The 25350-nt window shown below is 55.6% G+C and carries 22 protein-coding genes; 10 read left to right on the top strand and 12 right to left on the bottom strand.

Going from position 1 to position 25350, the window contains the following annotated elements; translation table 11 throughout:
• Positions 1–66 precede the first annotated feature (66 nt).
• From PVT68_RS03330 to PVT68_RS03310, 5 genes are all read right to left on the bottom strand, one after another.
• Entirely contained in the window at positions 67–1455 is a 1389-nt protein-coding gene (locus tag PVT68_RS03330; RefSeq protein WP_280321187.1) for a DUF1302 family protein, read from the bottom strand.
• A gap of 2 nt (positions 1456–1457) precedes the next feature.
• On the bottom strand, positions 1458–4709 hold the full coding sequence (locus PVT68_RS03325) for an outer membrane lipoprotein-sorting protein (RefSeq protein WP_280321186.1): 3252 nt from the start codon (positions 4707–4709) through the stop codon (positions 1458–1460).
• 58 nt (positions 4710–4767) lie between these two features.
• A complete protein-coding gene (locus PVT68_RS03320) occupies positions 4768–5547 on the bottom strand; it encodes a glutathione S-transferase family protein (protein ID WP_280321185.1) in 780 nt (259 codons plus the stop codon).
• A 67-nt stretch (positions 5548–5614) separates the two neighbouring features.
• Positions 5615–6049: a MarR family winged helix-turn-helix transcriptional regulator gene (locus tag PVT68_RS03315; protein WP_280321183.1), complete on the bottom strand. Its 435-nt coding sequence runs from the start codon at positions 6047–6049 to the stop codon at positions 5615–5617.
• 184 nt (positions 6050–6233) lie between these two features.
• Positions 6234–6716 (bottom strand): DUF6942 family protein, encoded by a 483-nt coding sequence (locus tag PVT68_RS03310; protein WP_280321182.1) that lies wholly within the window; start codon positions 6714–6716, stop codon positions 6234–6236.
• Between the two features lie 379 nt (positions 6717–7095).
• On the opposite strand from PVT68_RS03310, the gene PVT68_RS03305 reads away from it, so the two are divergent.
• Positions 7096–7680, top strand: a complete 585-nt coding sequence (locus PVT68_RS03305; RefSeq protein WP_280321181.1) for a GIY-YIG nuclease family protein — start codon at positions 7096–7098, stop codon at positions 7678–7680.
• Between the two features lie 120 nt (positions 7681–7800).
• Here the strand turns inward: PVT68_RS03305 and acnB are convergent, their stop codons facing one another.
• Complete coding sequence (gene acnB, locus PVT68_RS03300; protein WP_280321180.1) at positions 7801–10416, bottom strand: bifunctional aconitate hydratase 2/2-methylisocitrate dehydratase; 2616 nt, start codon at positions 10414–10416, stop codon at positions 7801–7803.
• Between the two features lie 434 nt (positions 10417–10850).
• Between acnB and PVT68_RS03295 the strand changes: the two genes are divergently transcribed.
• Entirely contained in the window at positions 10851–11312 is a 462-nt protein-coding gene (locus PVT68_RS03295; RefSeq protein WP_280321179.1) for a DUF1289 domain-containing protein, read from the top strand.
• A gap of 43 nt (positions 11313–11355) precedes the next feature.
• Here PVT68_RS03295 and PVT68_RS03290 read toward each other — a convergent pair whose 3' ends face one another.
• Positions 11356–12291: a hypothetical protein gene (locus PVT68_RS03290; protein ID WP_280321178.1), complete on the bottom strand. Its 936-nt coding sequence runs from the start codon at positions 12289–12291 to the stop codon at positions 11356–11358.
• 300 nt (positions 12292–12591) lie between these two features.
• Here PVT68_RS03290 and miaE point away from each other — a divergent pair, with 300 nt between their 5' ends.
• Entirely contained in the window at positions 12592–13212 is a 621-nt protein-coding gene (gene miaE / locus PVT68_RS03285; RefSeq protein ID WP_280321177.1) for a tRNA-(ms[2]io[6]A)-hydroxylase, read from the top strand.
• An 8-nt stretch (positions 13213–13220) separates the two neighbouring features.
• On the opposite strand, the gene PVT68_RS03280 is transcribed toward miaE, so the two are convergent.
• Both PVT68_RS03280 and PVT68_RS03275 read right to left on the bottom strand, forming a co-directional pair.
• Entirely contained in the window at positions 13221–13493 is a 273-nt protein-coding gene (locus tag PVT68_RS03280) for a DUF3081 family protein (protein ID WP_280321176.1), read from the bottom strand.
• A gap of 66 nt (positions 13494–13559) precedes the next feature.
• Entirely contained in the window at positions 13560–14501 is a 942-nt protein-coding gene (locus PVT68_RS03275) for a hydrogen peroxide-inducible genes activator (protein WP_280321175.1), read from the bottom strand.
• A gap of 122 nt (positions 14502–14623) precedes the next feature.
• Here PVT68_RS03275 and PVT68_RS03270 point away from each other — a divergent pair, with 122 nt between their 5' ends.
• The gene (locus tag PVT68_RS03270) at positions 14624–15295 is read left to right on the top strand and encodes a carbonic anhydrase (RefSeq protein ID WP_280321174.1); all 672 of its coding nucleotides are present in this window, start codon (positions 14624–14626) and stop codon (positions 15293–15295) included.
• 58 nt (positions 15296–15353) lie between these two features.
• Entirely contained in the window at positions 15354–16988 is a 1635-nt protein-coding gene (locus PVT68_RS03265; RefSeq protein ID WP_280321173.1) for a SulP family inorganic anion transporter, read from the top strand.
• A gap of 33 nt (positions 16989–17021) precedes the next feature.
• Here the strand turns inward: PVT68_RS03265 and PVT68_RS03260 are convergent, their stop codons facing one another.
• Genes PVT68_RS03260 through PVT68_RS03250 form a run of 3 tightly spaced genes read right to left on the bottom strand, consistent with a single transcriptional unit; the run spans position 17022 to position 19489 of the window.
• Positions 17022–18185 (bottom strand): saccharopine dehydrogenase NADP-binding domain-containing protein, encoded by a 1164-nt coding sequence (locus tag PVT68_RS03260; RefSeq protein ID WP_280321172.1) that lies wholly within the window; start codon positions 18183–18185, stop codon positions 17022–17024.
• A gap of 38 nt (positions 18186–18223) precedes the next feature.
• On the bottom strand, positions 18224–18952 hold the full coding sequence (locus tag PVT68_RS03255) for a UDP-2,3-diacylglucosamine diphosphatase (protein WP_280321171.1): 729 nt from the start codon (positions 18950–18952) through the stop codon (positions 18224–18226).
• A gap of 27 nt (positions 18953–18979) precedes the next feature.
• Entirely contained in the window at positions 18980–19489 is a 510-nt protein-coding gene (locus PVT68_RS03250) for a peptidylprolyl isomerase (RefSeq protein WP_280321170.1), read from the bottom strand.
• A 182-nt stretch (positions 19490–19671) separates the two neighbouring features.
• On the opposite strand from PVT68_RS03250, the gene PVT68_RS03245 reads away from it, so the two are divergent.
• From PVT68_RS03245 to PVT68_RS03225, 5 genes are all read left to right on the top strand, one after another.
• Positions 19672–21345: a glutamine--tRNA ligase/YqeY domain fusion protein gene (locus PVT68_RS03245; protein WP_280321169.1), complete on the top strand. Its 1674-nt coding sequence runs from the start codon at positions 19672–19674 to the stop codon at positions 21343–21345.
• Positions 21346–21463: 118 nt separating this feature from the next.
• Entirely contained in the window at positions 21464–22840 is a 1377-nt protein-coding gene (gene cysS, locus PVT68_RS03240; RefSeq protein WP_280321168.1) for a cysteine--tRNA ligase, read from the top strand.
• A gap of 146 nt (positions 22841–22986) precedes the next feature.
• Positions 22987–23175 carry a DUF3012 domain-containing protein gene (locus PVT68_RS03235; protein WP_280321167.1) on the top strand — a complete coding sequence of 63 codons (189 nt, stop codon included), beginning with the start codon at positions 22987–22989 and terminating at the stop codon, positions 23173–23175.
• 16 nt (positions 23176–23191) lie between these two features.
• Positions 23192–24619: a Wadjet anti-phage system protein JetA family protein gene (locus PVT68_RS03230; protein WP_280321166.1), complete on the top strand. Its 1428-nt coding sequence runs from the start codon at positions 23192–23194 to the stop codon at positions 24617–24619.
• Positions 24612–25307, top strand: a complete 696-nt coding sequence (locus PVT68_RS03225) for a DUF4194 domain-containing protein (RefSeq protein ID WP_280321165.1) — start codon at positions 24612–24614, stop codon at positions 25305–25307. The genes PVT68_RS03230 and PVT68_RS03225 overlap by 8 nt, the downstream gene beginning before the upstream one ends.
• Positions 25308–25350: the final 43 nt, after the last annotated feature.

Below are 25350 nucleotides of genomic sequence, written 5' to 3'. Positions count from 1 at the left end.
ACCGGTTTACGGCGGTTCACGGGAGCGATTTTATCTACTGTGTGGATTTCCGGCTAATTTCTCCATTCAAATCCCCCATTCAAAACCTATGGTGAATCGATCGTTGCCGTCGAACTGGCCATACAGCCCCTCAGGTGTGCCATCAAATATTTCCCCGCCAATCCAGACTTCCAGATCACTTAGCCAGAGATAGCTGATCCTGGGGCGCCACAGTTGATCGTTGCGATTGAGGGAGTAGAGCCCTTGCAGGCTGAAGGTCCAGGTGGATTGGGCGTATTGACGCTCCAATAGAACGCTCAGCGTCTGTTCGCTGCGATCGCGGATCATTCCAGGGTGGTAGTCCGTCATCAAGCTCTGGAACCACTGCAGGCTGATCAGGGAATCGCTAAATCCCTGCCAGTCCAGACCGATGACGGAACTCAGTTCCGGACTCTCTTCAATTCCCTGATTGTCTTCCCCCGGGTTGTCATTGCGATAGGCCGCAATCTGGTAACTGTGATTGTACCAGCCGATTTCCGTACGCAATGTGAGGTTGCCGAAGGCGTTGCTGGCGGTTCCTCCAAGCAGGTGCGCGCGTTCGTACTGAGGAAAAATAGATAGTGTAGCGCCTGTTTCTGAGGTCGGTTGTGACAGAGAGTGATAGGGCACGTAAAAGTCACGGTAGTGGTAGAGATAATTCAGGGAAATGTCCCAGCCGCGCCAGAATTGCGTATAGCGCAAGCCTGCATCGCTGTCCTGTAGCCAATGCTCTGGTTTGTCGGCCGGGTAGCTGACGATAGTGCCTACGTGCTGTTGTACGCTGAGGGGGGAGGGGGTGCGGAGTGGGCTTGTAATTTGGTAGATCGTACCGGGTTCAGCGAGTTCGTGATAAGTGGTGTCCGGAATCCATAGAAATTGCAGGCTGGCGTTTTCGGTGATTTCCCGTTCCACGTTGATCATCCATAGAGAGATACGGGAATCGTCGAATTCGTCAAGGATGAATTCCCGGTAACTCTGTGGCGTCACTACGTCGAGAACCTTCAGCCCATCGGCCTGTCCCCAAACCACCTGCTGCTTGCCGAGTCGCCAGTACAAGCCAAACCACTCGGTATCAAGATACAGTTCCCGCAGTTCCAGTTGTCGATGCGCGGTCTTGGTGAGCGGTTTGCTTGCGGGGCTGAAGTTCGGACTTTCGGCATCCAGTGACAGATGATCTTCTGCATCCAACCGCAGGCGGCCGATGGCTGTGACAGCGGTATTGTCCAGGACTCCCCGGTTGAAACGGTGCTCCCACTCCAGTTGCAGCTGTCCTTCCAGCTTTTGGCTGTGTTGCTTATTACCCGCCCACTCCAGTTGCCATTGGCCGGACAGGTTTTCGAGCGCACCGGTTTCGGCGAGTATCGGCGAGCTCAGGATGAGCCCGCCTGCGAGGAGTGAAGAATGAAAGCACTGGTGCGGTTGTGGCGTACAGGGCATGGTCAGAATCCCCGCCCCAGACTCCGCTGACGGAACAGACTGTCGTCGACGGGAGTCAGGTAGTCTACATCGCTGAACACGAATTCACTTCGATGGCCGGTCTTGTGGTTGTCCATAATCATGGTATGACGGGTAAGGATGCCGTCGACGGGGCGAATGTCTTTTACTTGCAGGGATTTCAGCAGGTTGCCACGTATATCCCAGAATTGCGCTTTGACCACAATCCACCACTGGCTGTCTACCCAGAGCTCCGTGCGGCCGTAACCCAGTTCCTCGGCGATCGACTGGGTATGCGGTACGCCCTCCATATGGAAGAGATCGCGGTTGTTGGCGGTTTCCTTCCCTACGACCTTGTAGGCGAAATCTGCGGGTTCCATCCGCCCCTCCTTTTTTATGTCCTCATAGGTGAAGTCGGTACCGAGAAAGTGATCGCCACGGTCGGAGGCAGAAATCCTTCGCACTTTGCGCAGTGCCGGCAGGTACAGCCATTGGTCATCGTCGCGATTCTCTGCCTGGGGATAGTCATAGGTAAGAAACGCCGTGTCTTTGACGATGCTGGGGCTGGTGTAAAACAGCACCGAGCGCTTTTCCTTGTCATAGTACTTGCGGAAACCCCGTGTCTCTCGTACCCGTTGCTTTCCATTGCGATCGGTCAACGTCATGGTGAGGGTGCGGCTTACCTGCTCGCCGTCATCCCGACCGTTTACCTGATCCACGATCCATTGGGTATCTGGCCAGCTATTTTCCAAGGAGATTTCTGCAACGGCGTTCGGAGAGGCAATGGAGAGGCCGCCACTGAGTACCAGTGCGCCGAATAGCACGCTCAAAAGCCGGCCCATGTCTGCAGGGTTCGCTGTGGCCTTGGCACCATAACCAGAATGCTCGGCTATTGAGAGCGAGCCCAGGGCGAAGCGGGGTCTGAACAGTTTGATCATTGCCGGCAGCAACATGACACTGGCGATAAAACTGGTCGTCACCGCCAGCGCGACAATGGTGCCAAAGTTGTTGAGCGGCACTACTTTGCTGGACATGAGCACGCCAAAACCGCAGGCAATGGCGAGGAAATTGAACAGCAGTGCTCGACCCGTCGTCGGGAATATGGCCAGTAGCTCCCGATCCAATTCGTCTGCAGTTATTGTGTGCTGTGTAGTGGCCAGTATTTGCAGTCGACTCTTGATCCGGTCGAGGGTATGGATGGCGAAATCAACCCCCAGACCAATGGCGACGCTGGCAAACATGGATGTACCGATACCCAGTGAAATCCCGGTCATGGCCATGGTGGAGTAAATCAACAGGATGGAAGCGCATACCGGAAGCAGGGCGTAAACTCCGGCCAGCGCAGACCGGAACAGCAGGGCCGCGACCAACCATACCAGTACCAGAGCAATCAGCAGGCTGTAAAAGTGGGTATCGCCGATGCCGCGAATCCAGTGGTAATTTACCGTTACCCGCCCACTGAGTGTGGCACTAAGTCCCGGCTCGTTGAAGTTTTGCTCAATGAAGCGTTGCAAACTTTCAACCACAGGCCTTGTGTGGCGGTAGGCCGCACTATCAAGTAGAAGGCGAATATTGGCCTGCCGGTAATCGTAGTCCACTTCCTCCTCAAAATCCGTGGGATCGCTGGAGGCGGAGTACAGTAAAAAATACTGAGCGACCGCTTCACGGGTTTCAGGCAGCCGGTAAGCATCGCGCTGTCCATCTTGCAATACCCGGTTCATCTGTTTCAGGTAATCCACGATGGAGGTCGCGTTATTGACGTGTGGGAGGCTCAGCGCGTATGTCTGCAATGCCTGCATTTTCTGTAGAACTTCCGGTGCAAAAAGCCCCTCATTGCTATCGGTTTCGATCACAATGTCGAGGTTGTTGCTGCCATCGAAATACGTGTTGATCGCTCGATCCGCCTGATAAATGGGTTCGCTGTGGTGGAAGGTTTCGATACGATCTTCGTCGACCTTTAACTGGCTGGCGGCGATAAATCCTGTCAGTGCCATCGCAACTCCCGTGCCCAGGGTCAAGCCAGGGTGGCGGATACCCAGCCCGCCCAGCTTCTGCATCATTGAGGCAAAAAGCTCATTTCTCCGATGTCGGCTGTGAAGAAAACCTGCGCTCACTTTTGGCTGCAACCAGGTCAGTGCAGCAGGCAGGAATAACATGGAAAACAGCCACGCGATGGTTACGCCAAGCGCGGTGAATAGCCCCATATATTTGAATGGCGGCATATTGGAAGCGAAATACAGCCCGACAAAGCCAGCAATGGTGGTGAGGGTCGTCAGGGTTATCGGTCGCCACATATCCAACATAGTCTCAATGACCAGTTCGCTGCGTGCCGTTTCGGGTTTGTCGAGCTGTAACTCGTAATAGCGACTGAATATATGGATGGCGTCGGCTACGGAAATTCCAATCAATATCACCGGTAGCGCATTGGTGATGACATAGAAGGGGGTCTTGCTGACGGCCATAATGCTCAAGGTGGTGAGAACGGATGCGGCGATAATGACGTTTGCCAGTAACGCCGGTGCCAGCCGCCGGAAGGCGAGAGCGATGATAAGCGTGATGATAAGTCCGGCAATGGGATTGAGACGTCCGGCATCACTGTCGATGTAACTGCCGAGGAACCCCGCTACTGCTCCTTCTCCAGCAAGATGCAGGGTAACACCGTCCACGTGAGGGGCCTGCTCGATGAGTTTTTGCAGTCGGGTATAGGTGGCCTCCGCCTGATCCTCATCGAGCATTTCCGCAATAATCAGCGTGGCACGGCCATCCCGCGAGACGAGCTTGCCCTGATATAGGGGGAAATCCTCGATGGCCTGACGCAGGCGATCGCTTTGTTCCTTCGTTGTCGGTCGCGGGTCAAAGAAGGGGGTTACTTCCATACCGGAAGTACTGCCCTGAATATTGTTCTCGGTAGCGAGGCTCACAACACGGTCGGGGTCAATATTTTCCAGCTCCCGGCTTTTGTCCGAAAGCCACTCCACCAGTTCGAGGACTGGGGGTGCGTAAACGCCGTGATCCTGCTCGGTGATCACGGCGATGACATAAGGATCGGAAAGACCAAACTGCTGCTTCACCTTGTCTCGATAGATCAACGCGGGATTGCCGGGGTCCATAAATGCATCGCCGCGGGTGTCTTTGGTCAGTTGTGGCAGAGACGAGCAAAGGGCAATTAGCGCTACAAGGCTAATTAGCACCAGGGTTTTTGGGTAGCGGCGGACGAACCGGAAATAGGCGGTAACCGCACTGTTTGGATGCGTCATTTGACACTCCTTCCTTGAGTTTAGGTATGTATATACATGTATTTGTTCGTGTACGCCGTCAAACGGTGGCTGCAGATTGCATGAATGCCAGAACCTCTGTTTTCACTTCCTGCCACCAGGTTTGTTCACTAATGTGCTGGTACCAATCGTTTAGATCGGGATAGGGGGTCAGGTCTATTTCGGCGGTCTCGAAATGCATCATCGGAGCCGCTATACAGAGGTCTGCCAGCGTGTAATTGTCGCCGTCAATGCAGGGGGAAAGTTGAAGTTGCTGGTCCAGCACCGCGGCTAATGGAGCAAGTTTTTTGACTGCCTCTTCAGCTCTGTCCCGGTTTCCCGGGTTACCCCAGAAGGGGAGGTACACCTGGTAGAACACAATGGGGCCCGCAACGGCACTCCAGCGACTAGCCTCCCATTGGAGCCAGCGCAAGGTGCTGGCCTGCTGCCATGGGGTACCGGGCCACAGGCGAGAACCAAAGATGTTGGCCAGATACTGGGCGATGGCATTGGATTCCCAAAGTTTCTGCTCCCCATGCACTAATGCCGGGAGCAGCCCATTTGGATTTATCGCTAAGAAATCCGGTTGTCGCTGCGCCATCTGTTCCAGCGCTACGGTATTGATCTGGATTTGTGCAAGCTGTTCTGCGATTGCTGGGGACTCTTTCGCCATGTAGCGCATTACCAGCTGCAGCTTTATCGGATTGTGCACCATTGGGTGCGAAAATATCTGGATAGGAACTTGCGCTTCGCTACCAGATTGTGTCGATGGTAATTTACTTGTGGGTGGTGCACTTTTCATCATCTCTCCTTGATTCAAGCTGCTCTTCTGCAGATGCATATGCATGTTTTTCGGGGTGGTTGTGGAATTTTGACATTGCGTCACGGTTAAAAAGGGGTGGTTTTGTTCAGGTTGCCGAGTCCTTCAGATCAACCACGGCTTGTCCGACCGACAGTAATCTTTCTGTCAATTTTTCTCCAAGCAGCGCTTTCAAGTTGTCCTGGGTGCGCTGCCAGTCTTTTTCAGACTGCAGGAAGAGTCGTTTACCCTCTTTGCTCAGTCGCAGATATTTTTCCCGCCGATCCTGGCCCGGGTGCGCTTCCAGATACGCGTCTCTTAGCAGTGGTTTCAGGTTTCGCGATAGGGTGGTCTGATCCAGAACCAGCACTTCCTGCAGTTTGCGGTTAGTGGTTTCTCCCAAATAGTAAACAGCACGCAGAATCGCAAATTGGGTGATCTTGATGCCATTGGCGGCCATGTCCTGGTCGTAGATCTGGGTCAGGACCCGATTGGCTTTACGCAGGCTCAGGGCCAGGCATGGCTCTACGACAGGTTTGGTCACTGCATTCCCAAGCTTGCCGGTTGTCTCTGTTTGGATTGAATTGCTCATGCGGAGATTTTTAACATGTATATGCATGTAGTGGCAAGGGGGAATATCAGGGTATTCGGGAGGCGGTACTTCTGGTGCCAGCCATAGACAATTAGAACCGACAACTAGAACCCCAGGCGCACAAGTCATGGCCGGCTCAGGTGCGGTAGAAGCTCAGACGGCTCAGCTCCGAGCGAATAGCGCCGACCATCGCGTTCGTCAGCTGGCGATAGTCGGGGTAGGGTGTGATCAGCAGGCAGGTTTCCGGGTCAATCAGGACGGTGTCGCAATCAGCGAAAGGGCGTGCCCGGTGAACCAGGTGCTCGAATCGATGCAAATTGTCCTTGCCCCCAATCCAGTGCCATGAGGTTCCCCCAATGAGCTCTGGCGTGAAGCAGATGGCCGTCTCGGCAAATAGCGCTGTATCTCTGAAGTGGCGCCAGTCCGTTTCGACTGGGCTAGCGATCTTCGCCAGCAATGTGACGATTTTCCGCCAGTGATTGGAGTTTTGCTCAAGGAGAACCCCTGCGTCAGCGTCTTTCTGTAGCTGCGCATAAGCCTGGGGCTTGTGGGGCAGGTAGAGAACTAGTTTGGGGTTATCGCTACCAATCCTTTCCGAAGTATTGCGATTGCAAGGCATCGTTTCCCAGCCGGTTGTGTGTGCGTGGGAATTATGACATCTGCGTGCGCTGGGCTACATCAACGAGTAGTAATTATTGTTATTCAAAATGCGTTGTCATCTAAAGATGTCGGCAAGCTGATCGATGTGTTTCCCGTGATCACGAGGTGGGCAGAAAATCCGCAAAATTTCTCAGAGGAGTTGCCATGCTGGGCTAAAAAATACCGGGGAACACCGGTTTTTCAGTGATTTATTTGGGGGTGGAGATCTATTGGCCGTGCTCTTCAAGTCAAGTCTGCACATTTATTTTTAAATCATTAGAATGCCCGGCCTTTTGGCCATTCAGATAAATGTGGACTGGCAACTCACTTTTGATCTCTATGACGTTGACTGAGGTTCTATGATCGTATTTACCCTTACCAATGAAGTGACCGATGATGTTTGGGTGGGCACCGCCCGTGAAGGCGTATCGCCGGAAGCCCGCTTTAAACAGTTTCAGGACGCTCTGCCGCTGGGGATTGATCATCCATTTTATCGGGAGCTGAAGGTTTTCGGCCCGGATTGTTATTCTGTAAGCCTGTTTGCCGTAGCCGAGGATCGCCAGGAGCTACAGGAGCAGGTGGAGGAAGCGCTGGACACCTATAACGCGAAAAGTCTTGCGGGAATCACCACGGTGTTACCCGGTGCGACCAAAGCGTCTCTGAGCAAACCCAAGCCGAAGCCCCGTCCCGGCGTCGGCGCTGCGCCTGTTAGTGCTGTAACTGCAAGCCCCAAAGCCAAGCGTACGGTAAAGCCTGTCAAAGAAAAAATCGCGACCGGTCGGACCGGTAGCGCCGCGCGTGAACGTGCGATCAAAGCGGGTATCGAAGCCGAGAAGGCGGCAATGGCAGCAGCCAAGGCCAAAAGAGCCATAGATGAGGCGGATGAAATGAAGCGTATTCTGGCTTCACTTGACTCCCGCGGTTCAACGCTTTCACGACGCTGAAGCAATAGAGTTGGGATTCGTGTAGCGCGCTTAAGTTGCGATACACAAATTCAAACCACTTGAAATAAAAAAGCCCCGCTCTCACGAGCGGGGCTTTTTCTTTGGGCATTCAGTTGCTACTTAAACAGCAACATCCTGAATCTCGGTAGCGGCGATGCGCTTGCCTTCTTCGGCAGATTTCTGGAATTCCTCAATCTGGTCGAAGTTCAGGTAGCGGTAGATTTCCGCAGACATGGCGTCCAGATTCTTGGCGAATTCCTGGTATTCCGCGGGAGTCGGCAGTTTACCGAGGATCGCACCCACGGATGCCAGTTCCGCAGAGGTCAGGTACACGTTGGCACCGTCGCCCAGGCGGTTCGGGAAGTTACGGGTGGAGGTGGACAGTACGGTGCTGTTCGGGGCTACACGTGCCTGGTTACCCATGCACAGGGAGCATCCCGGCATCTCGGTGCGCGCACCGGCAGAGCCGTAGATGTTGTAGTAGCCTTCTTCCATCAACTGGTGCTCGTCCATCTTGGTGGGCGGAGAGATCCACATACGGGTGGAGATGCCACCTTTGTGCTGCTGCAGCAGTTTACCCGCGGCACGGAAGTGGCCGATGTTGGTCATGCAGGAGCCGATGAATACTTCGTCTACCTTGTCGCCAGCAACCGAGGACAGCAGGCGGGCGTCGTCCGGGTCGTTCGGTGCGCAAACGATCGGTTCTTGTACTTCCGCCAGGTCGATTTCGATCACTGCGGCGTACTCCGCATCGGCGTCGGCACTCATCAGTTCCGGGTTGGCCAGCCACTCTTCCATGGCGCGTGCACGACGCTCCAGGGTGCGCTTGGAGCCGTAACCTTCGGCGATCATCCAGCGCAGCAGGGTGATGTTGGAGCGCAGGTATTCGGCGATGGCTTCTTCCGGCAGTTTGATGGTACAGCCGGCAGCAGAACGCTCAGCAGAGGCGTCAGACAGTTCGAACGCCTGCTCTACGGTCAGGTGATCCAGGCCTTCGATCTCGAGGATGCGGCCGGAGAAGATGTTCTTCTTGCCTTTCTTCTCGACGGTCAGCAGACCCTGCTGGATGGCGTAGTAGGGGATTGCATGTACCAGGTCACGCAGGGTGATACCCGGCTGCAGTTCACCCTTGAAGCGCACCAGTACGGATTCCGGCATGTCCAGCGGCATAACGCCGGTGGCAGCGGCGAAGGCAACCAGGCCAGAACCGGCAGGGAAGGAGATGCCCATCGGGAAGCGGGTGTGGGAGTCACCACCGGTACCGACGGTGTCCGGCAGCAGCATGCGGTTCAGCCAGCTGTGGATGATGCCGTCACCTGGACGCAGGGAAACACCGCCGCGGTTCATGATGAAGTCGGGCAGGGTGTGCTGGGTGTCGATGTCCACCGGCTTCGGGTAGGCCGCGGTGTGACAGAAGGACTGCATGGTGAGATCCGCGGAGAAGCCCAGGCACGCCAGGTCTTTCAGTTCGTCACGGGTCATCGGGCCGGTGGTGTCCTGGGAGCCAACGGTGGTCATCTTGGGCTCGCAGTAGGTGCCCGGACGGATACCTTCAACGCCACAGGCCTTGCCAACCATTTTCTGGGCCAGGGTGTAGCCTTTACCGGTATCGACCGGTTGCTCCGGCTTGCGGAACAGGTCGGAAACTGGCAGGCCCAGGGATTCACGGGCCTTGGTGGTCAGACCGCGACCGATGATCAGGTTGATACGCCCACCGGCCTGAACTTCGTCCAGCAGTACGTCGGACTTCAGTTCGAACTCAGACAGGACTTTGCCGTCTTCAGCCAGGATTTTGCCTTCGTACGGGCGGATCTCGATCACGTCGCCCATGTTCAGTTCGTCAACCGGGGCTTCGAATACCAGTGCGCCGGCGTCTTCCATGGTGTTGTAGAAGATCGGGGCTACTTTACCGCCGATACAGATACCGCCGCCTTTCTTGTTTGGTACGCCCGGCAGGTCGTCGCCGAAGAACCACAGTACGGAGTTGGTGGCGGACTTACGGGAAGAGCCGGTGCCGACTACGTCACCCACGAAGGCAACCGGCACGCCTTTGGCCTGGATTTCTTCGATTTGCTGCATCGGACCGGTAACGCCGTGTTCTTCCGGGGTCAGGCCGTCGCGGGTCATTTTGTACATGGCGCGCGCGTGCAGAGGGATGTCCGGGCGGGACCAGGCGTCCGGAGCCGGGGACAGGTCGTCGGTGTTGGTTTCGCCGGTTACCTTGAATACGGCAACCTTGATGCTCTCGGCGACTTTGTTGCGTTTGGTGAACCACTCGCCGTCAGCCCAGGACTGGATAACGCCTTTGGCGACTTCGTTACCCGCTTTGGCTTTTTCTTCCACATCGTGGAAGGCGTCGAACATCAGCAGGGTGTCTTTCAGCTGCTCACCGGCCAGTTCGGCCAGGTCTTTGTCGTCCAGCAGTTCAACCAGGGTGGAAATGTTGTAGCCGCCGAGCATCATGCCCAGCAGTTTGGTGGCGTGTTTGCGGTCGATCAGCGGGGATTCTGCTTCGCCTTTCACGATGGCAGTGAGGAAGCCGGCTTTTACGTAAGCCGCTTCGTCTACACCCGGCGGTACGCGGTTAGTGATCAGGTCGAGCAGTTCTTGCTCTTCACCCGCAGGCGGGTTCTTCAGCAGTTCCACCAGGCCGGCAACTTGTTCGGCATTCAGGGGCTTGGGTGGGATACCTTGTTCGGCGCGCTCGGCGACGTGATTGCGATAGGCTTCAAGCACGGATAATTCCCTCTCTGTGTATGGGGTAAAACCAACAGCTTTTCAGGAGTCCGGAAGCGCATCTTCTTCTCGACCGGATCCCGGTTTACATCGGTGGCCGCTGGAGGCGGGTGGCGAATTCTACAATAAAAGGATTAACACTGTTAAGTTCGTTGAAAAATCAATAACTTACGCAAATTGTGGTCATTCACAAAACAAATAAAGGTCGCTGCTCGATACTTTTCTTGAGTGGGAATCAATTGCATCATTGCGGTGTGTCTCGACCTCCTGCCAGTCTGATGAATGGCGGGATTGTGTTGATCAAAAATGCTATTCTCTGCGCCTTGATTTCGCACAGAAATTTCACTGAGTTCCTGGTGTGTCCGAGTGCGGCGGTGGCCAAAAAGAGGGGGCCACCTGAATTTACGACAAGTCGGATAAGGTGTTACCGCTTCATGGCCATGTATAAAAAGGTGCGCACTCCCTGCATTGGCGTTTGCTCAACGGGAATTGGCGATAATGTCTGTCGGGGTTGCAAGCGCTTTGCTCACGAGGTCATCGACTGGAATGCATATTCTGAAGATCAGCGCCGGATTATAGCCGAGCGCCGTGAAGGTTATCTTGCAAATGCCGTGCGTAGTCAGCTGGAAATCGTCAATCGGAATTTACTACTATCACAATTACGTCACCAGCAAATCCGTTTTGACGAAGATCAGAACCCTTATTGTTGGGTATTCGAGCTGTTGAGGGCTGGCGCAAGTCAGATCGGTGACTTGGCCGACTATGGTCTGGTCATTACACCGGCTGCGAGAGGGGTGTCGCTGGTGGAGGTAAAACGTCGCATAGACGAGGACTTTTTCTCGCTATCGCTGGCCTATTACCAACGATTTGTGGCACCCGGGCTACAGATGAACTGATACCTTTCGTCGGCGGACTCGTTGGACGCACATGGACTCCTGGTTATTTGCCCGTGTGCAGGTGCACTCGTAACGAGGGCAGAAAGGGCTCTGCCGAGATTCTGAGGTCCCTGCGCTGGCGTCTGCGGCTCTCCGGTGGTTCGTGCTCGACCCGGGTAAATTCTGGTAGCCGGCCCGAGTCGCCGCCATGCACCAGGACAGGCATCGCCGAATAACCTACCTGGCGGTAGGTGTCTGTATTCTCCCCATGAAAAATTTCCGCTACCTGCAAGTTTGGTCGGCTCTGAACCTGAACCTGTCGCAGTAAATCGTGCTGATTCCGGTGAAGCCCTGCGAGTAGCTGTCGCTGGTACTGGATGCCGGTGTCCTCGCCCAATGGGTCCAGTTGTATCAATTTCTTTTCACACCATTCCACGGAAACCCGACGTATTGATTTACGCGCCTTGATCCAGCTGAGTGCCAGTGCGTCGGGTCTTTCCGGGCAGAGTAGTATCTGGCGGTAACACTGACGCAGATGTGCGCGGGGGTAACCCGCGTCCGCCAGGGCGTCGCGCAGCTGGGCGTCACGTTCCAGGGGGGGGCGGTCCTTCAGGCAGGATTTGAACTCTGCGGTCAGTTGCTGGAAGGCGGCCTTGGTCTGGTTCAGCTGTTGGGCGAGTTGAATGGTTGCGCCCCGCACAGCCAGCAGCCCTGGTATCTGTAGAGTCTGGCGAGCGTCTCCGAGCGCTGATCCCTCTCCGTAGTCCAGCAGGGCGAAGAGGCTGCCGGCGAGAAGGTAGGGGGTCTCGAAGGATTGATTAAGCAGCAACGCGGCTTCCCTGGCAAAGGCGGGCTGAAGCAGTTGGCTTTGCCACAGTCGGTTACTCTGATGCAGTGAATCCAGTGCCTGTCGAAGCTCCAGAGCCTGCTGGTGCATGGTCGTGAGAGTTGGCCGCAATTGACGCGCCAGTGCGGCTAAAGGCTTTTTTTCTGAGGACACTTGCGACTCTCCAGTCATGCTGGTTTAGCTGGTTTTCGGGACGCCTGAGGTTGGTGGGATTTCCCCGTCTGGCGCCGGAAGTTTTGTAAAAATTATCCACTTAATAAGCCGTTATCAAATGTGTTTTTAATGGTTGCCACAACCCGACTATGTGCTAGTTCTGCGCAATGGTTATCCAGTGACAGGGGGAAGGCGGTATACTGCGCCGCGTTCGGCCCCCAAGCTTGTACCCTCGCAGTATTCGGAAAACCTGTATTTTTACGTTTTCATTCAAATTCAATCAGAACGCACTTGATATCCATGTCCAACGAAGTACCTGATCTCTCTGCCATCCATGAATTCCTCCTTTGTCCTACGCCGGATGCGTGGGTTGACGCGGCGTTAGCGGAGCCCGAAATGATGTTGGTGGATCATGCCAACTGCGAGAAGAAGGCGGCCGGGACAGCGTTGAACCTGATGTTTCGCTACCTCGACAACTTCGACCTGCTGAACAAGATGTCGCGTCTCGCGCGGGAAGAGTTGCGGCATTTCGAGCAGGTGCTGGCGATTATGAAAAAGCGCGGCATCACCTACCCGCATGTCAGTGCATCCCGCTATGCGGCGGGGTTGCGCAGCGAGGTGAGGGCCGCCGAGCCCGGACGCCTGGTGGACACACTGATCTGTGGCGCCATTATCGAAGCGCGATCATGCGAACGGTTTGCCCGGATCGCGCCGCAGCTGGACGACGAGTTACAAAAGTTTTACCTGTCGCTTTTGAAGTCAGAAGCACGCCACTTTCGCGATTACCTCACTCTCGCGCAAAATGCCGCAGGTGAGGATATTACTTCCCGTGTGCAGGAGTTACTTGAAGTGGAGCGAGTGCTGGTGGAAAGTGGTGATGGTGAATTCCGCTTCCACAGCGGTGTACCCGGCCAGTTGTAACTTTCGGGTCACCAGTGGGATTGGCCGCGGTCGAGCTTCTCCAGCAGCTCGACGAACTCATGTAGATCGACCGCATTTCTATAATCCACAGTGTATTTGTTGTGGAAGAAAATAGTGAGCTCGACCTTGGGTGAGCGGATAAACACGGTGTAGCCGTCGAGATCGGTGCTGGCGAAGAGTCCCTGGAATTGCCATTCATCGCCATGTTTCTCGCCTTCGCGGGTAATTCTGTCAAAAACGCGGAGCGCCTGTTTTATATCAATTTTGTGTTGTTGTTCCATTTCGACTTACTCCGGTTTTATTTTCGGGTTATCCCTTATCCCTACGCGGTCACGGATTCGTCCCGCTCACTTTTCTACCGTAACCACATCACCCAGCCGATCAAAAACAATTTCCCGCAGGTGTCCGGCCAGTTCCCGGTAAAACCCGCGGGCAGGAGCGCTGGCCCGCCATACCAGTCCGTGTTGGCGGCGAATGGGTTTGGACTTGAGCTCACTAACGTGCAGTGCTTCCGGGTTGTGCATCTCTGAGTGTACGTACAATCCCGGTAGGAAAGCGACACCCAGTCCCATCACCACCATCTGGCGCAGGGTGTCGAGACTGGTGCCTTCATAGTCGCGCTGTAGGTGCGCACCCAGGCGTTCGCAGATTTCCTGGACCTGGTGGTGGAAGTGGTGCTGATCTTCCAGCGTCAACACCTTTTCTCCTCGCAGCTGCGACGGTGTTACTTGCGTTTTACCTGCGAGCCGATGATCCGCAGGTACCACGAATTTCAGGGGCTCGGTAAATAGTGGTTCTATCGCCAGGTCATCTCGGTTTACCGGTAGCGGAACAATGGCAATATCGTATGAGCCTTCTGAGAGTCCCTGTAGCAACAGGCGCGGAGGGGCTTCGCGGACGTAGAGCTTGAGATGGTGGTACCGGCTGTGCAGGGCCGGCAAGACATTCGGTAACAGATAGGGGCCGAGGGTTGGCGGGACACCCAGTTTGTAAGTGCTCTGATGTCCGTGGGCGAGCACGTTCGCGTGTGCAGTGAATTCCCGTAATCCAAGAATCAATCGGCGCGCTTGCTCCAGTAGTGCACGGCCTTCCGGAGTGAGCAGGGTGCCGGCGCGCGAGCGCTCAAACAGTGATAGCCCAAGGGTGTTTTCCAAGGCTCGAATTTGCGTGGTGAGTGCCGGTTGGCTTACACCCAATTCCTCGGCTGCACGTCGATAACTGGTTAGTGACGCTATGGTCACAAAGTATTCGAGTTGCTTGAAACTCGGGGTCTGCAGCGAATTTGGCACGGGCTATTCTCGGGTGGTTGATAAGTAAGTGTTATCAGCGATTGGTATTTTAACTTATAGAACTATCAAAAAATAATGGATTCCAACATGAATTCCATGTCATTCAAACGTAAGGAGTCTCCATGGAGCAGTTGATTAGCGGCGTTGCCAAGTTCCAGAAAGAAGTTTTCCCCACCAAAAAGGCCCGGTTCTCCGAGCTGGCAGAGGGACAGAGTCCGGAGGTTCTGTTTATCACCTGTGCGGATTCCCGTATTGATCCGAACCTGGTGACCCAGACCGAGCCTGGTGAGTTGTTCATCTGTCGCAACGCGGGCAACGTGGTCCCTCCACACAGCAGTCAGACCGGGGGCATGACGGCTTCGATTGAGTTCGCCGTGGCCGGTCTCGGGGTCTCCCACATTGTGGTTTGCGGTCACACCGATTGCGGTGCCATGAAGGGGGCTATTGAGCCGGAAAAGCTGGAGAGTCTGCCTCACGTGAAAGAGTGGTTGGGGCACTGTCGGTCGGCAACCGAGGTGGTGCGGGATCGCCACGGCGCACTGTGCAAAGACCATCTGGATGAGGTGACCTGTGAAAATGTGATCCAGCAGATGCAGCACTTGCGCACACATCCCTCTGTAGCCAGCGGTCTTGCCAATGGTCGTATCACCCTGCATGGCTGGGTGTACAACATCGGCAGTGGCGAGGTGCTGTGTTTCGACGAGCAAGCCCGGGAATTCAAGCCGATGGATGAGCGTTACCGAGCGATGTTTGGAGAGCTCGCCGATTCCATGGCCGACAAGGTGTGCGGCTAATTCGACAAATCATTCCAATTGCACGGAAGTGGGCGACGTAACAAGAGGTTCAGTGGTAATGAAGTTCGATCTAAGTAACCTGCGCGGTGACATCACCGGCGGTATCACGGCGGGTGTTGTGGCGCTGCCACTGGCACTGGCGCTGGGTGTGGCCTCGGGACTCGGACCGATGGCGGGAATGTACGGTGCCATTGCGGTGGGCTTTTTTGCAGCGCTGTTCGGTGGTACCGGACCGCAGATTTCCGGCCCTACGGGGCCGATGGTGGTTGTGCTGGCAGGATTGTTTGCCAGCCTGTCCGGTGACGCGGCGCTGATTTTTACTGCGGTAATGCTCGCGGGCCTGTTGCAAGTGGCTTTTGGCCTGCTTGGTATAGGGCACTATATCCGGTTGGTCCCGTACCCGGTTATTTCCGGTTTTATGACCGGTATCGGTGTGATCATTATCATTTTGCAGTTGAACCCGCTTCTAGGGCATGCGTCTCCTAGCGGTACGCTGGGCGCGCTTGGCAATGTGCCGGAGGCTCTGTCTGCCATCCACCCTGCGAACCTGATGCTGGGCATCGCGACGCTCGTACTGGTATATCTGTGGCCGGCAAAGTGGGGGCGCTATATGCCGAGCCCGCTGGCGGCGCTGATTATCGGTACGGTACTGGCTTACTTCGCTCTGGATGTGCCGATTCTCGGTGCTATTCCCACAGGATTGCCGGAACTGCAGATGCCGGTATTTGGTGGCGATCAGATGATGCTGGTGGTGGAGGCGGCGATTATCCTCGCGGTACTCGGCTCGCTGGACAGTCTGTTGACCTCGCTCGTGGCAGACAATATGACGCGAACCCGCCATCACAGCAACAAAGAGCTGATAGGGCAGGGGATCGGCAATACTGCGGCGGGGCTGATCGGCGGAATTGCCGGTGCCGGTGCCACTATGCGTACCGTGGTCAATATCCGCTCTGGTGGTCAGACCCGGATTTCCGGAATGGTGCACGCGCTGGTATTGCTGGCGGTGGCGTTGGGACTCGGTCCTTTGGCAGAGAATATCCCGCAGGCAGTACTGGCCGGTATCCTGGTCAAGGTCGGCCTCGATATCGTCGATTGGAAGTACCTGAAACGCGCGCACCAGGGGCCTCGCTGGGACCTGCTGTTGATGGTGTTGGTCCTGGGAATGACAGTTTTTGTCGACCTGATTACCGCAGTGGGTGTTGGTGTGGTACTGGCGGCGCTGGCATACGTGAAGCAGGTGGCCCGTCTGCAGATCGAGCAGCTGCGTAACCTGCGTGAGCAGCTTGACAGTGAAGAGGACAAGGCCATTCTCTTACGCAACCGCGATCGCATTGCACTGTTTGAATTCAGTGGTCCACTAAGTTTTGGCGCGGCGGCAGATCTTGGGCACCACGTGCGCGAGCGCGCTTCCCAGTCCAGTATCCTGATTCTCGATTTTTCCGCGGTACCCTTTCTGGATTTGTCCGCGGCGCTGGCGGTGGAGACTATCGCTGGAGATGCCAAAGACAGCGGTAAACAACTGTATCTGGCTGGCGCCAACGGAGAGGTGCGCAGGGTGCTTGAGGGATTGAACGGCAGGTTACCTGCCCAGGGATCCTTCAAAACGCGGAGTGAGGCTCTCGCGGCGGCGGAGGAAGCGTTGCAGCAGTGGGGCGTATCTCCGATCCAGGCGTTGCCCTCAGGCGTCGGCTAGTCGACAAGGAATGTGCCGCCGAGTGCTGTCGTCTCAGGCGGCACTTTGCGGTTGTTCCAGGGTGGTCACTACCGCGAAAGGACTCAGCTCTTCCAGAATTACTTCCAATTGCAGCAGTTGCCAGCAGGGCCTGGCTCCCGGTTGCGTGGACTCTCCCCGCAAGATTTTTTTCCCCATGGCCGCAGCCGGCGCTGCAGGTATCCAGGGGCCATCGCCGTTCAACCCGAGGATTTGCCAGCGCGCCCTGACGTTGGCGGCGTTATCTGTGGAGCCTGAAACTTCGATGGCCATGCCGCCGTGATGGCTGCCGCCGGGCCAGCGAGCGGCGAGCTGTTGTCCCATACGGGTGAGGCGGGGCAAGAGCGAATGAAATGCACCGGGCAATTTTATCCGTGCGAGTTTGGCGCATAGGGTCAGACCTACCTGCAGTGTGCGTGGTTGTAGCCCGGTACCAAACCGCACATTGCGTACACCGGCTATGTGGGCAGGGATTAGCTGCAGGTCCGGCACGTCAAAGTTGCACACCCAGCGTTTCCCCACTGGGTGTGCGATGTTGATGGCGCGAAAATCATCACCAGTGTACGTTGTTTCTCTGGTGCCATTGCGAGTGATCGAGAATTCCCTGCCCAGAGACTCGAATCCCGAGCGCACAGTCGCAAGGCCCCGGCTGATACGGTGTGCCGGCGCGATAGTGATGTCAATGTCGTCTACCTGGGAAAAGGGTCGGGTGAGGGTTCCGAGTGCAGCAGAGCTTAGTGCTGGCAGGCTGCTTGCGCCGCTGATCACCTGGATTCCCGCTTGTTCGGCGCTACTGTTCAGTGCGCTTATGCCACATACGAAATCTGTAGCATCGGCAATGTCGATATAGTTGATTCGGTTTTTTATACAGGCGGCAGCGATGTGGTATCCCTGGCCCTGAAATGGACCCGCGCAATGGATGAGGAGCTGCAGATTGAGGTCATGCAATTGTGCAGGCAAGTTGATCGAGGAGTGATCCAGCCGCAGTCCCTCAATGGGTGTATCGGGAAAACGGTGATGCAGCCGGTTGGCCAGGAGTTCAGCCTTGAAGCGGTCGCGACCGGCGATGATGATCTGGATTCCCGGCTCGCTGGCAAGCATTTCTGCAATACGGGCACCGAAGGTGCCGTAGCCGCCGAGTATCAGTACCCGTTTGTGCAGACTTCTGAGTGGTGACAACTGCTTGCTCCCGATCCTTGGCGCGACATTAATTGTGTCTAGTCTGCCGTGGGCCAGTGGATCAGTTCAAGTCCCTTGTTATCGGCGCGGATACACCAGCCCAGCTCTCCCCAGTCCCCAAGTACGATTCGCTCTGCCGGTTTATCGTCAAGCGTGAGTGAGTGGCGGGCGGGGCGGTGCGTGTGGCCGTGGATCATGGTTCGGGCGTTGTGTTCCCGCATCATCTGTACCACTTCCTCCGGTGTTACATCCATGATGTCTTCGGCTTTGCGGCTGTTCATGGATTTCGATACGGCACGGATCTGTGCGGCGATCTGGCGTCGCTCCGCCAGGGGTTTGGCGAGTAGGGCAAGTTGCCAGTGTGGATCGCGCGCCTGCTGGCGGAAAGCCATGTACTCTGTATCCAGGGTACACAGGCTGTCACCGTGGGTCAGGAGAACCCGTTCGCCGGCCAGCTCTACAACTGTGGGGTCGCTCAGTAACTCGGCACCGCAGCGGTGGGCAAATTCGTTTCCCATCAGGAAGTCCCGATTGCCGTGCATCAGGTAGAGGCGGCTGCCCAAATCACTGAAGGCTTTCAGTTGGCGTGCGACTTCTTGTGGAAGTGGGGCATCATCATCGTCACCGACCCATACTTCGAAAAAGTCGCCGAGTATGTACAGGGCGTCAGCCCCTGCGGCTGGGCCCTGCAGGAAGTTGAAGAAAGCCCGGGTAACGTCCGGGCGGCTTTCATCCAGGTGCAAATCGGAAATCAGATAGCTCGCCACTGGTGAGTCCGCCCTTCAGTCTGGAGATTACTTGTTCGTGTAGTCGTCAGAGACGGACACGCCGGTGATTTCGATCGTTTCGGTCGGTACGTCCTGGTGGAAGCCGTTGCTGCCGGTAGCGACTTCCTTGATTTTGTTGACGACGTCCATGCCTTCGACCACCTTGCCAAATACGCAGTAGCCCCAGCCTTGTGCGTCCTTGGAGCGGAAGTTCAGGAAGTCATTGTCGTTGACGTTGATGAAAAATTGCGCAGTGGCAGAGTGTGGGTCCATGGTGCGTGCCATGGCAAGAGTGCCGGCATTGTTCTTGAGGCCATTGTCGGCTTCGTTTTCCACTGCATCGCGGGTGGGCTTCTGGTCCATATTCGGGGTCATGCCACCGCCCTGGATCATGAAGTTGTTGATCACCCGGTGAAAGATGGTGCCAGTATAGAAATCATCGCGGCAGTACTGCAGGAAGTTGGCAGCAGTTTTAGGTGCCTTGTCGAAGTCCAGTTCAATGGCGATGTCGCCGTAAGTTGTGTGCAGAGTGATCATAAAATGTCCTGTCCGGGGTCGGTTTGGGGCGGCATGATACTCTGTTCACAGTCCGACGCAAGCCGCTGCCGGCTTGGAGCGAGGAGCTACTGAAAACCCATGCGGCGGCAGTCATCTGCGTTATAATCCACGGCTTGGTGTGAAATGCACACTGGTTCTAACTGCTGTATATAGAGAAAGCTATGACTTCCGAGAGCAAGCCCGCTCACTTCCTGCAGAATATCATTCGCTCAGACCTGTCCGAGGGGCGTGTCAGCCAGCTGACCACCCGTTTCCCTCCAGAGCCCAACGGCTACCTGCATATAGGACACGCCAAGTCCATCTGTCTGAATTTTGGTCTGGCAAAAGAGTTTGGTGGCCAGTGCAATCTGCGCTTTGACGACACTAACCCTGCCAAAGAAGAAGAAGAATACGTCGATGCAATTAAGCGCGATGTGGCTTGGTTGGGCTTCGAGTGGGCTGGCAATGCCAAATACACGTCGGATTACTTTGATCAGTTGCACCAGTGGGCAATTCATCTGATCAAGGAAGGTAAGGCCTACGTCTGCGACCTGTCCCCCGAAGAGGCTCGAGCCTATCGGGGCACCTTGAAAGAGCCTGGCAAGAACAGCCCGTATCGCGACCGTCCAGTGGAAGAGAACCTGGACCTGTTCGCGCGCATGACTGCCGGTGAGTTTAACGAGGGCAGCTGCAGCTTGCGGGCCAAAATTGATATGGCCGCGCCGAATATTAACCTGCGCGACCCTGTTATTTACCGCATTAAGAAAATGGCCCACCACCAGACCGGCGACAAGTGGTGCGTGTACCCGAGTTACGACTTTGCCCATGGCCAGTCCGACGCCATCGAAGGTATCAGTCATTCAATCTGCACGCTGGAGTTTGAAGACCACAAACCCCTGTACGACTGGTTTATCGAAAACCTGCCTGTCCCTGCTCGCCCGCGCCAGTACGAATTCGCGCGCCTGCATCTGAACTACACCGTCGTGTCCAAACGCAAGCTCAAGCTGCTGGTCGATGAGGGCTATGTGGATGGCTGGGACGATCCGCGTATGCCTACTATTTCCGGCCTGCGTCGTCGTGGTGTGACACCAGCGGCGATTCGCCAGTTCTGCGAAATGATCGGGGTAACTCGCGCAGATTCCACCGTCGATGTGGGTATGCTCGAGTATGCTATCCGCGATGACCTGGACAAGAACGCGCCCCGTGCCATGTGCGTGATGGAACCCCTCAAGGTAACCCTCACCAACTACCCAGAAGGTGAGCAGGAAATGCTCACTGCCCCGGGGCATCCGGTGCGCGATGATCTGCCGGCGCGGCAGCTGCCGTTTACCAAAACCGTATATATCGAGCAGGAAGACTTCCGCGAGGAAGCCAACAAAAAATACAAGCGCCTGGTGCTGGGTAAGAAAGTGCGACTGCGCAACGCCTATGTTATTCAGGCGGATGAAGTGGTTAAGAACGAAAAGGGTGAAATTGTCGAATTGCTGTGCTCCGTTGACCTGGACACGCTCGGAAAAGATCCGGCAGACGGCGTCAAACCCAAGGGGGTGATTCACTGGGTGTCTGCGGAAACCAATGTGGATTGTGAAGTGCGACTGTACGATCGTTTGTTCAACGACGAGTCGCCGGACGTGGGTGACAAGAACTTCCTGGAGTCCGTCAACCCCGACAACCTGCAAGTACTTACCGGCTGCAAAGCGGAAATTGGCCTCGCGGAAGCTGAGCCTGAGAAAGGATATCAGTTTGAGCGTAACGGCTACTTCTGCCGGGACAGCAAATACGGTTCCCCGGAAACGCCGGTGTTCAACCGCACCATCGGACTGCGGGATAGCTGGGCCAAGGAACAAAACCAGTAATTAGCGACAAGTCTACTGCAGGAGCCTGCAAGCAGGCTCTTACAAATTTGTTGCTTCGTAGGGTGGAGCTATGCAGCGTATCCACCAAATGCACCACTAGTTTAAATAGCGAAAAGAGATGCCTCTCAAGCTTCATAACACCCTTTCGGGTGAAAAAGAACTCTTCAAGCCCTTGCAGGAAAACCGCGTGCGCATGTACGTGTGCGGCCCCACAGTGTACAACCGGGTACACATCGGCAACGCGCGTCCGGCAGTGGTGTTCGACACCCTCTATCGGGTACTGAAATCTCTGTACGATGATGTGGTTTACGCGCGCAATATCACCGATATCGACGACAAGATCATGAAGGCGGCGCGTGCCAATGGTGAAGAAATCGGTGTGCTGAGCGCGCGCTTTGCCCAGGCATATGTTGAAGACATGCAAGCCCTGAATACCTTGCAGCCGGACGTCACGCCCTACGCCACTGAACACCTTCCAGAAATGATCGCCATGATCGAAGCGCTGGTCGACAGGGGACACGCCTACGCAGCGGAGGGCCATGTGCTGTTTGCGGTGGAGTCCATGAGTGACTACGGCAAACTGTCCAAGCGTTCTCTGGATGACATGCTCGCCGGTGCACGGGTGGAAGTCGCACCGTACAAAAAATACGCCGGAGATTTTGTGCTGTGGAAGCCTTCATCGGAAGATGAGCCTGGCTGGGACAGCCCCTGGGGCCGCGGTCGCCCGGGTTGGCATCTGGAGTGCTCCGCGATGATCAAAAAGCATCTCGGCGATACCATTGATATTCACGGCGGTGGCCGCGATCTCACGTTTCCGCACCATGAAAATGAGCGCGCCCAGAGTTGTTGCGCGAATGGTGTCGACTTCGTACGTTACTGGATGCACAACGGCTACGTGAACATTGATGGTGAGAAAATGTCCAAGTCCCTGGGCAATTTCCGCATGGTCAACGACCTGTTGCAGTTGTATCCCGGGGAAGTGTTGCGCTTTGCACTACTGTCCGCCCATTATCGCTCCGAACTGAATTTCAGCAGCGATCTGCTCGATCAGGCATGGCGCAGTCTCGATGGCCTCTACGGCGCGCTGCGGGATACTCAGGAAATTGAGGCAATTGATGTCGACCTCAAAGGCACGGCTTTTATGGCCGCGCTGTTCGATGATCTCAATTCACCCATCGCCATCAGTGAGCTACACCAGCTTGCCCGTGAGCTGAATAAAGCCTCGGATGCGGACAAGCCCGGGCTCAAGGGGCAGCTACTGGCAGCTGGTGAGATGCTGGGTGTTTTGCGGATGGACCCGGAAGCCTGGTTTAAGCAGTCCCGCGGTGGTGAAGAGATCAGCGAAGACGAAATTGAAACCCTGATCGCAGAGCGCCACCAAAGTAAAAAAGACAAGAACTTTGCCCGTGCCGATGAAATTCGCGATGAGCTCAAGGCCAAGGGTGTTGTACTGGAAGACAGCCGCGAAGGCACCAAGTGGCGCCGGGAAAATTAAACGGGTCTCCGTAGGTTGTGTGAAGCCTGACTACTGCACATAAGCATGGGGGAGTCTGCCTGCCAGCGAACCGCTAACAGCACCGATGCGGTACGTCCACAGCAGGCCCCTGTTATCGAACAGATAATTAGAATTGAGAAAAGACCATGAAAACCATTCTGACCATCCTTGCACTTTCTATCGCCGTACTTACCCTCACCGCTTGTGAACCCAAGCGTGGTTCCGATGCCTGGTGTAAAAAAATGGATGAAACCCCCAAAGGCGAGTGGACTTTCAGCGACGCCGGCGACTATACAAAGTACTGCGTACTAAACCAGAAGCCGGAAGATAAATAAGCCGGAAGCCTGCCTGTTGTTCTTTGCCGATTCCTACCAGCATTTTTTTCGCCCGCTCACGGGCAAATACCGTGAGCAGGTGGTCGAATGTCTGCGCCTGTTATATGAGCGCCTGTACACCGCCAAGGCCGATTACGGTGAGTCGCTGACCCGCGAACAGATTCTGGAAACTTTTGCCGAAGCGCTGACACGGGCCCCACAGCTCGACGGCGATGGCGGGGCAGAACCGGATGGGCGTTTTCGTAATCTGCGCGAGCAATCCGTGTGGGTGCTCAACAGCCTGGTTGAGTTCGGCTGGTTGGAAAAACTGGTGGACAGCGCCACGCTATCTGTTTCCTATCCGTTCAGCCGTCGCGGGCGCCTGTTCACACAGCCTTTGGTGGAGTTGAACAGTACCCGTGTACGCACCCGCCATCGCAACACCCGAAATACACTGAACGCTCTGGAAGCCTTTGCCAGTCGCGGTGAAGTCTATGACCTGATTGATGCATGGGAGTACTCCGAGCGTATCGTGGCAGACTTTACCGACATGATCGCCGAACTGGAGGAGCGCAAACGGGAGATGGTGCGGGAAGTGGAGGCACAGATTCTGGTGCAGCAGGCCACGGACGAATTTTTTTCGTTTATGGAAAGTCGTTTCCAGCCGGACATCGCCATTCGTCTCTCCGCCGACAGTGTCGAAAAACACAGGGATGCCATCGGCAAGGTCATCACCCAGATTCGCCGCAAGGACAATAACAAAAAAGCAGAGTGGGAGCGCCGTTTGCGTCAGCAACTGCCGGAGCTTCATGTAGATGGACAGTCTGTACTTTGGCTGATGCTGGACACGATTGAAGACCGGATGCGCCGCGCCTGTGAAGTAAAGCTGCCGGCCTTGCGCCAGGCCCTGCAGGGCTTCACCAAGCGAGCAGAGATTATCATCCGCCAGCTCAGTTATCTGCAAAGCAACACCGAAGGTGCTTTCACTGACCTGTGCCAGGCGTTGGGAACATCGCAGCAGCGGGATGCGATTCTGTCAGAACTGGGCGATCAACTGGCTTCATTTCAACTGCGTCTGTTCGATCCGAAGCAGACCCAGTTGTGGCAGCGCAGCCGCCGCCAGCCGGTAAATACCCGGGTGGAAGACGAAGCGCCAATCACCGACGACAATCAGCGCGACATATTGTTGCAGCAGCTGCTCGATCAGGCCTTCAATTTCAATAGTGGCGAGCTACGTAACTATCTGTCCCGAGCGCTCGGGGCCGGACAAAAGATCAACAGTCGCGATCTCCCCCTGAACAGCGCTTCAGATCTGTTGGCCATGAGCCATGCCCTCGAGGCCGCCGCCGTTGCCCAGGATGGTAGCGGACCATTGGTGCAGGTCGCCTTTACCGGTGAAAAAGCCAGTAATGACTATTTTGCCGAATTTGATGAATACACAATCGAGTTGAGAAGCCGTGATTGAACAGGCCCTGGAAGAAGCGCTGGCCCAGTGCCGGCTGACCCGAAGTGAATTTTCCGAGCTGCTGGTGCGACTCCTGGATTACGGGGTTATCTGCCGTGATGAGAGCAATATAGAAACGCTTTTGTACGATCGCTTTCAGCGCTGTGAATCTCTTATTCGTGAGTGGTTGGGCCCACTGGGTTTGCGTTTGCATCACGATAGTCGGTTTCAGTTTATCCGTGTATATCCACCTGGCTCGGAGGTTCCCGGCATGCCGGATCAGGAAGAGCCTCACCACGGAGGCTTCCGCGCGCGTCTTACACAGCAGGAAGTGGCGGCGATTCTGGTATTGCGAGTGGAGTATGACAAGTCCTTGCGGGAAGGCCAGGTAGATGATCAGGGTTGTGTGGCGCTCACACTGGAAGCGTTGGAACTCGGCCTGCGCAACCTGCTGAAAATGTCTCTGCCGGACAAGTTGGTGGAGCGTAAGCAGCTGTTGAAAAAACTGCGCCAGCTGCGTCTGATTCAGTTTTCTGGGGAAGACAGTGAAACGGTGGTGGATACTCTGTTGCGTGTGCGCCCGACTATCGCCCAGTTTGTGAGCGAGGCAGCGTTGGACCAGTTGCTGGAGAGCGGCACACCAAAAGAGGAACAACCCGCGCGTATTACACCGGCCAGTGAAGATCACAGCCTCTTCGCACAAGACTGAGACCAAAACGCTTGTTGCTGGAGCCCGAGGGCAAATATTCGAG

Source organism: Microbulbifer bruguierae, assembly GCF_029869925.1.
GTDB classification, from domain to species: Bacteria; Pseudomonadota; Gammaproteobacteria; order Pseudomonadales; family Cellvibrionaceae; genus Microbulbifer; species Microbulbifer bruguierae.
Note: the sequence above shows the minus strand (reverse complement) of the source record. Positions and strands in the feature narration are given on the sequence as shown.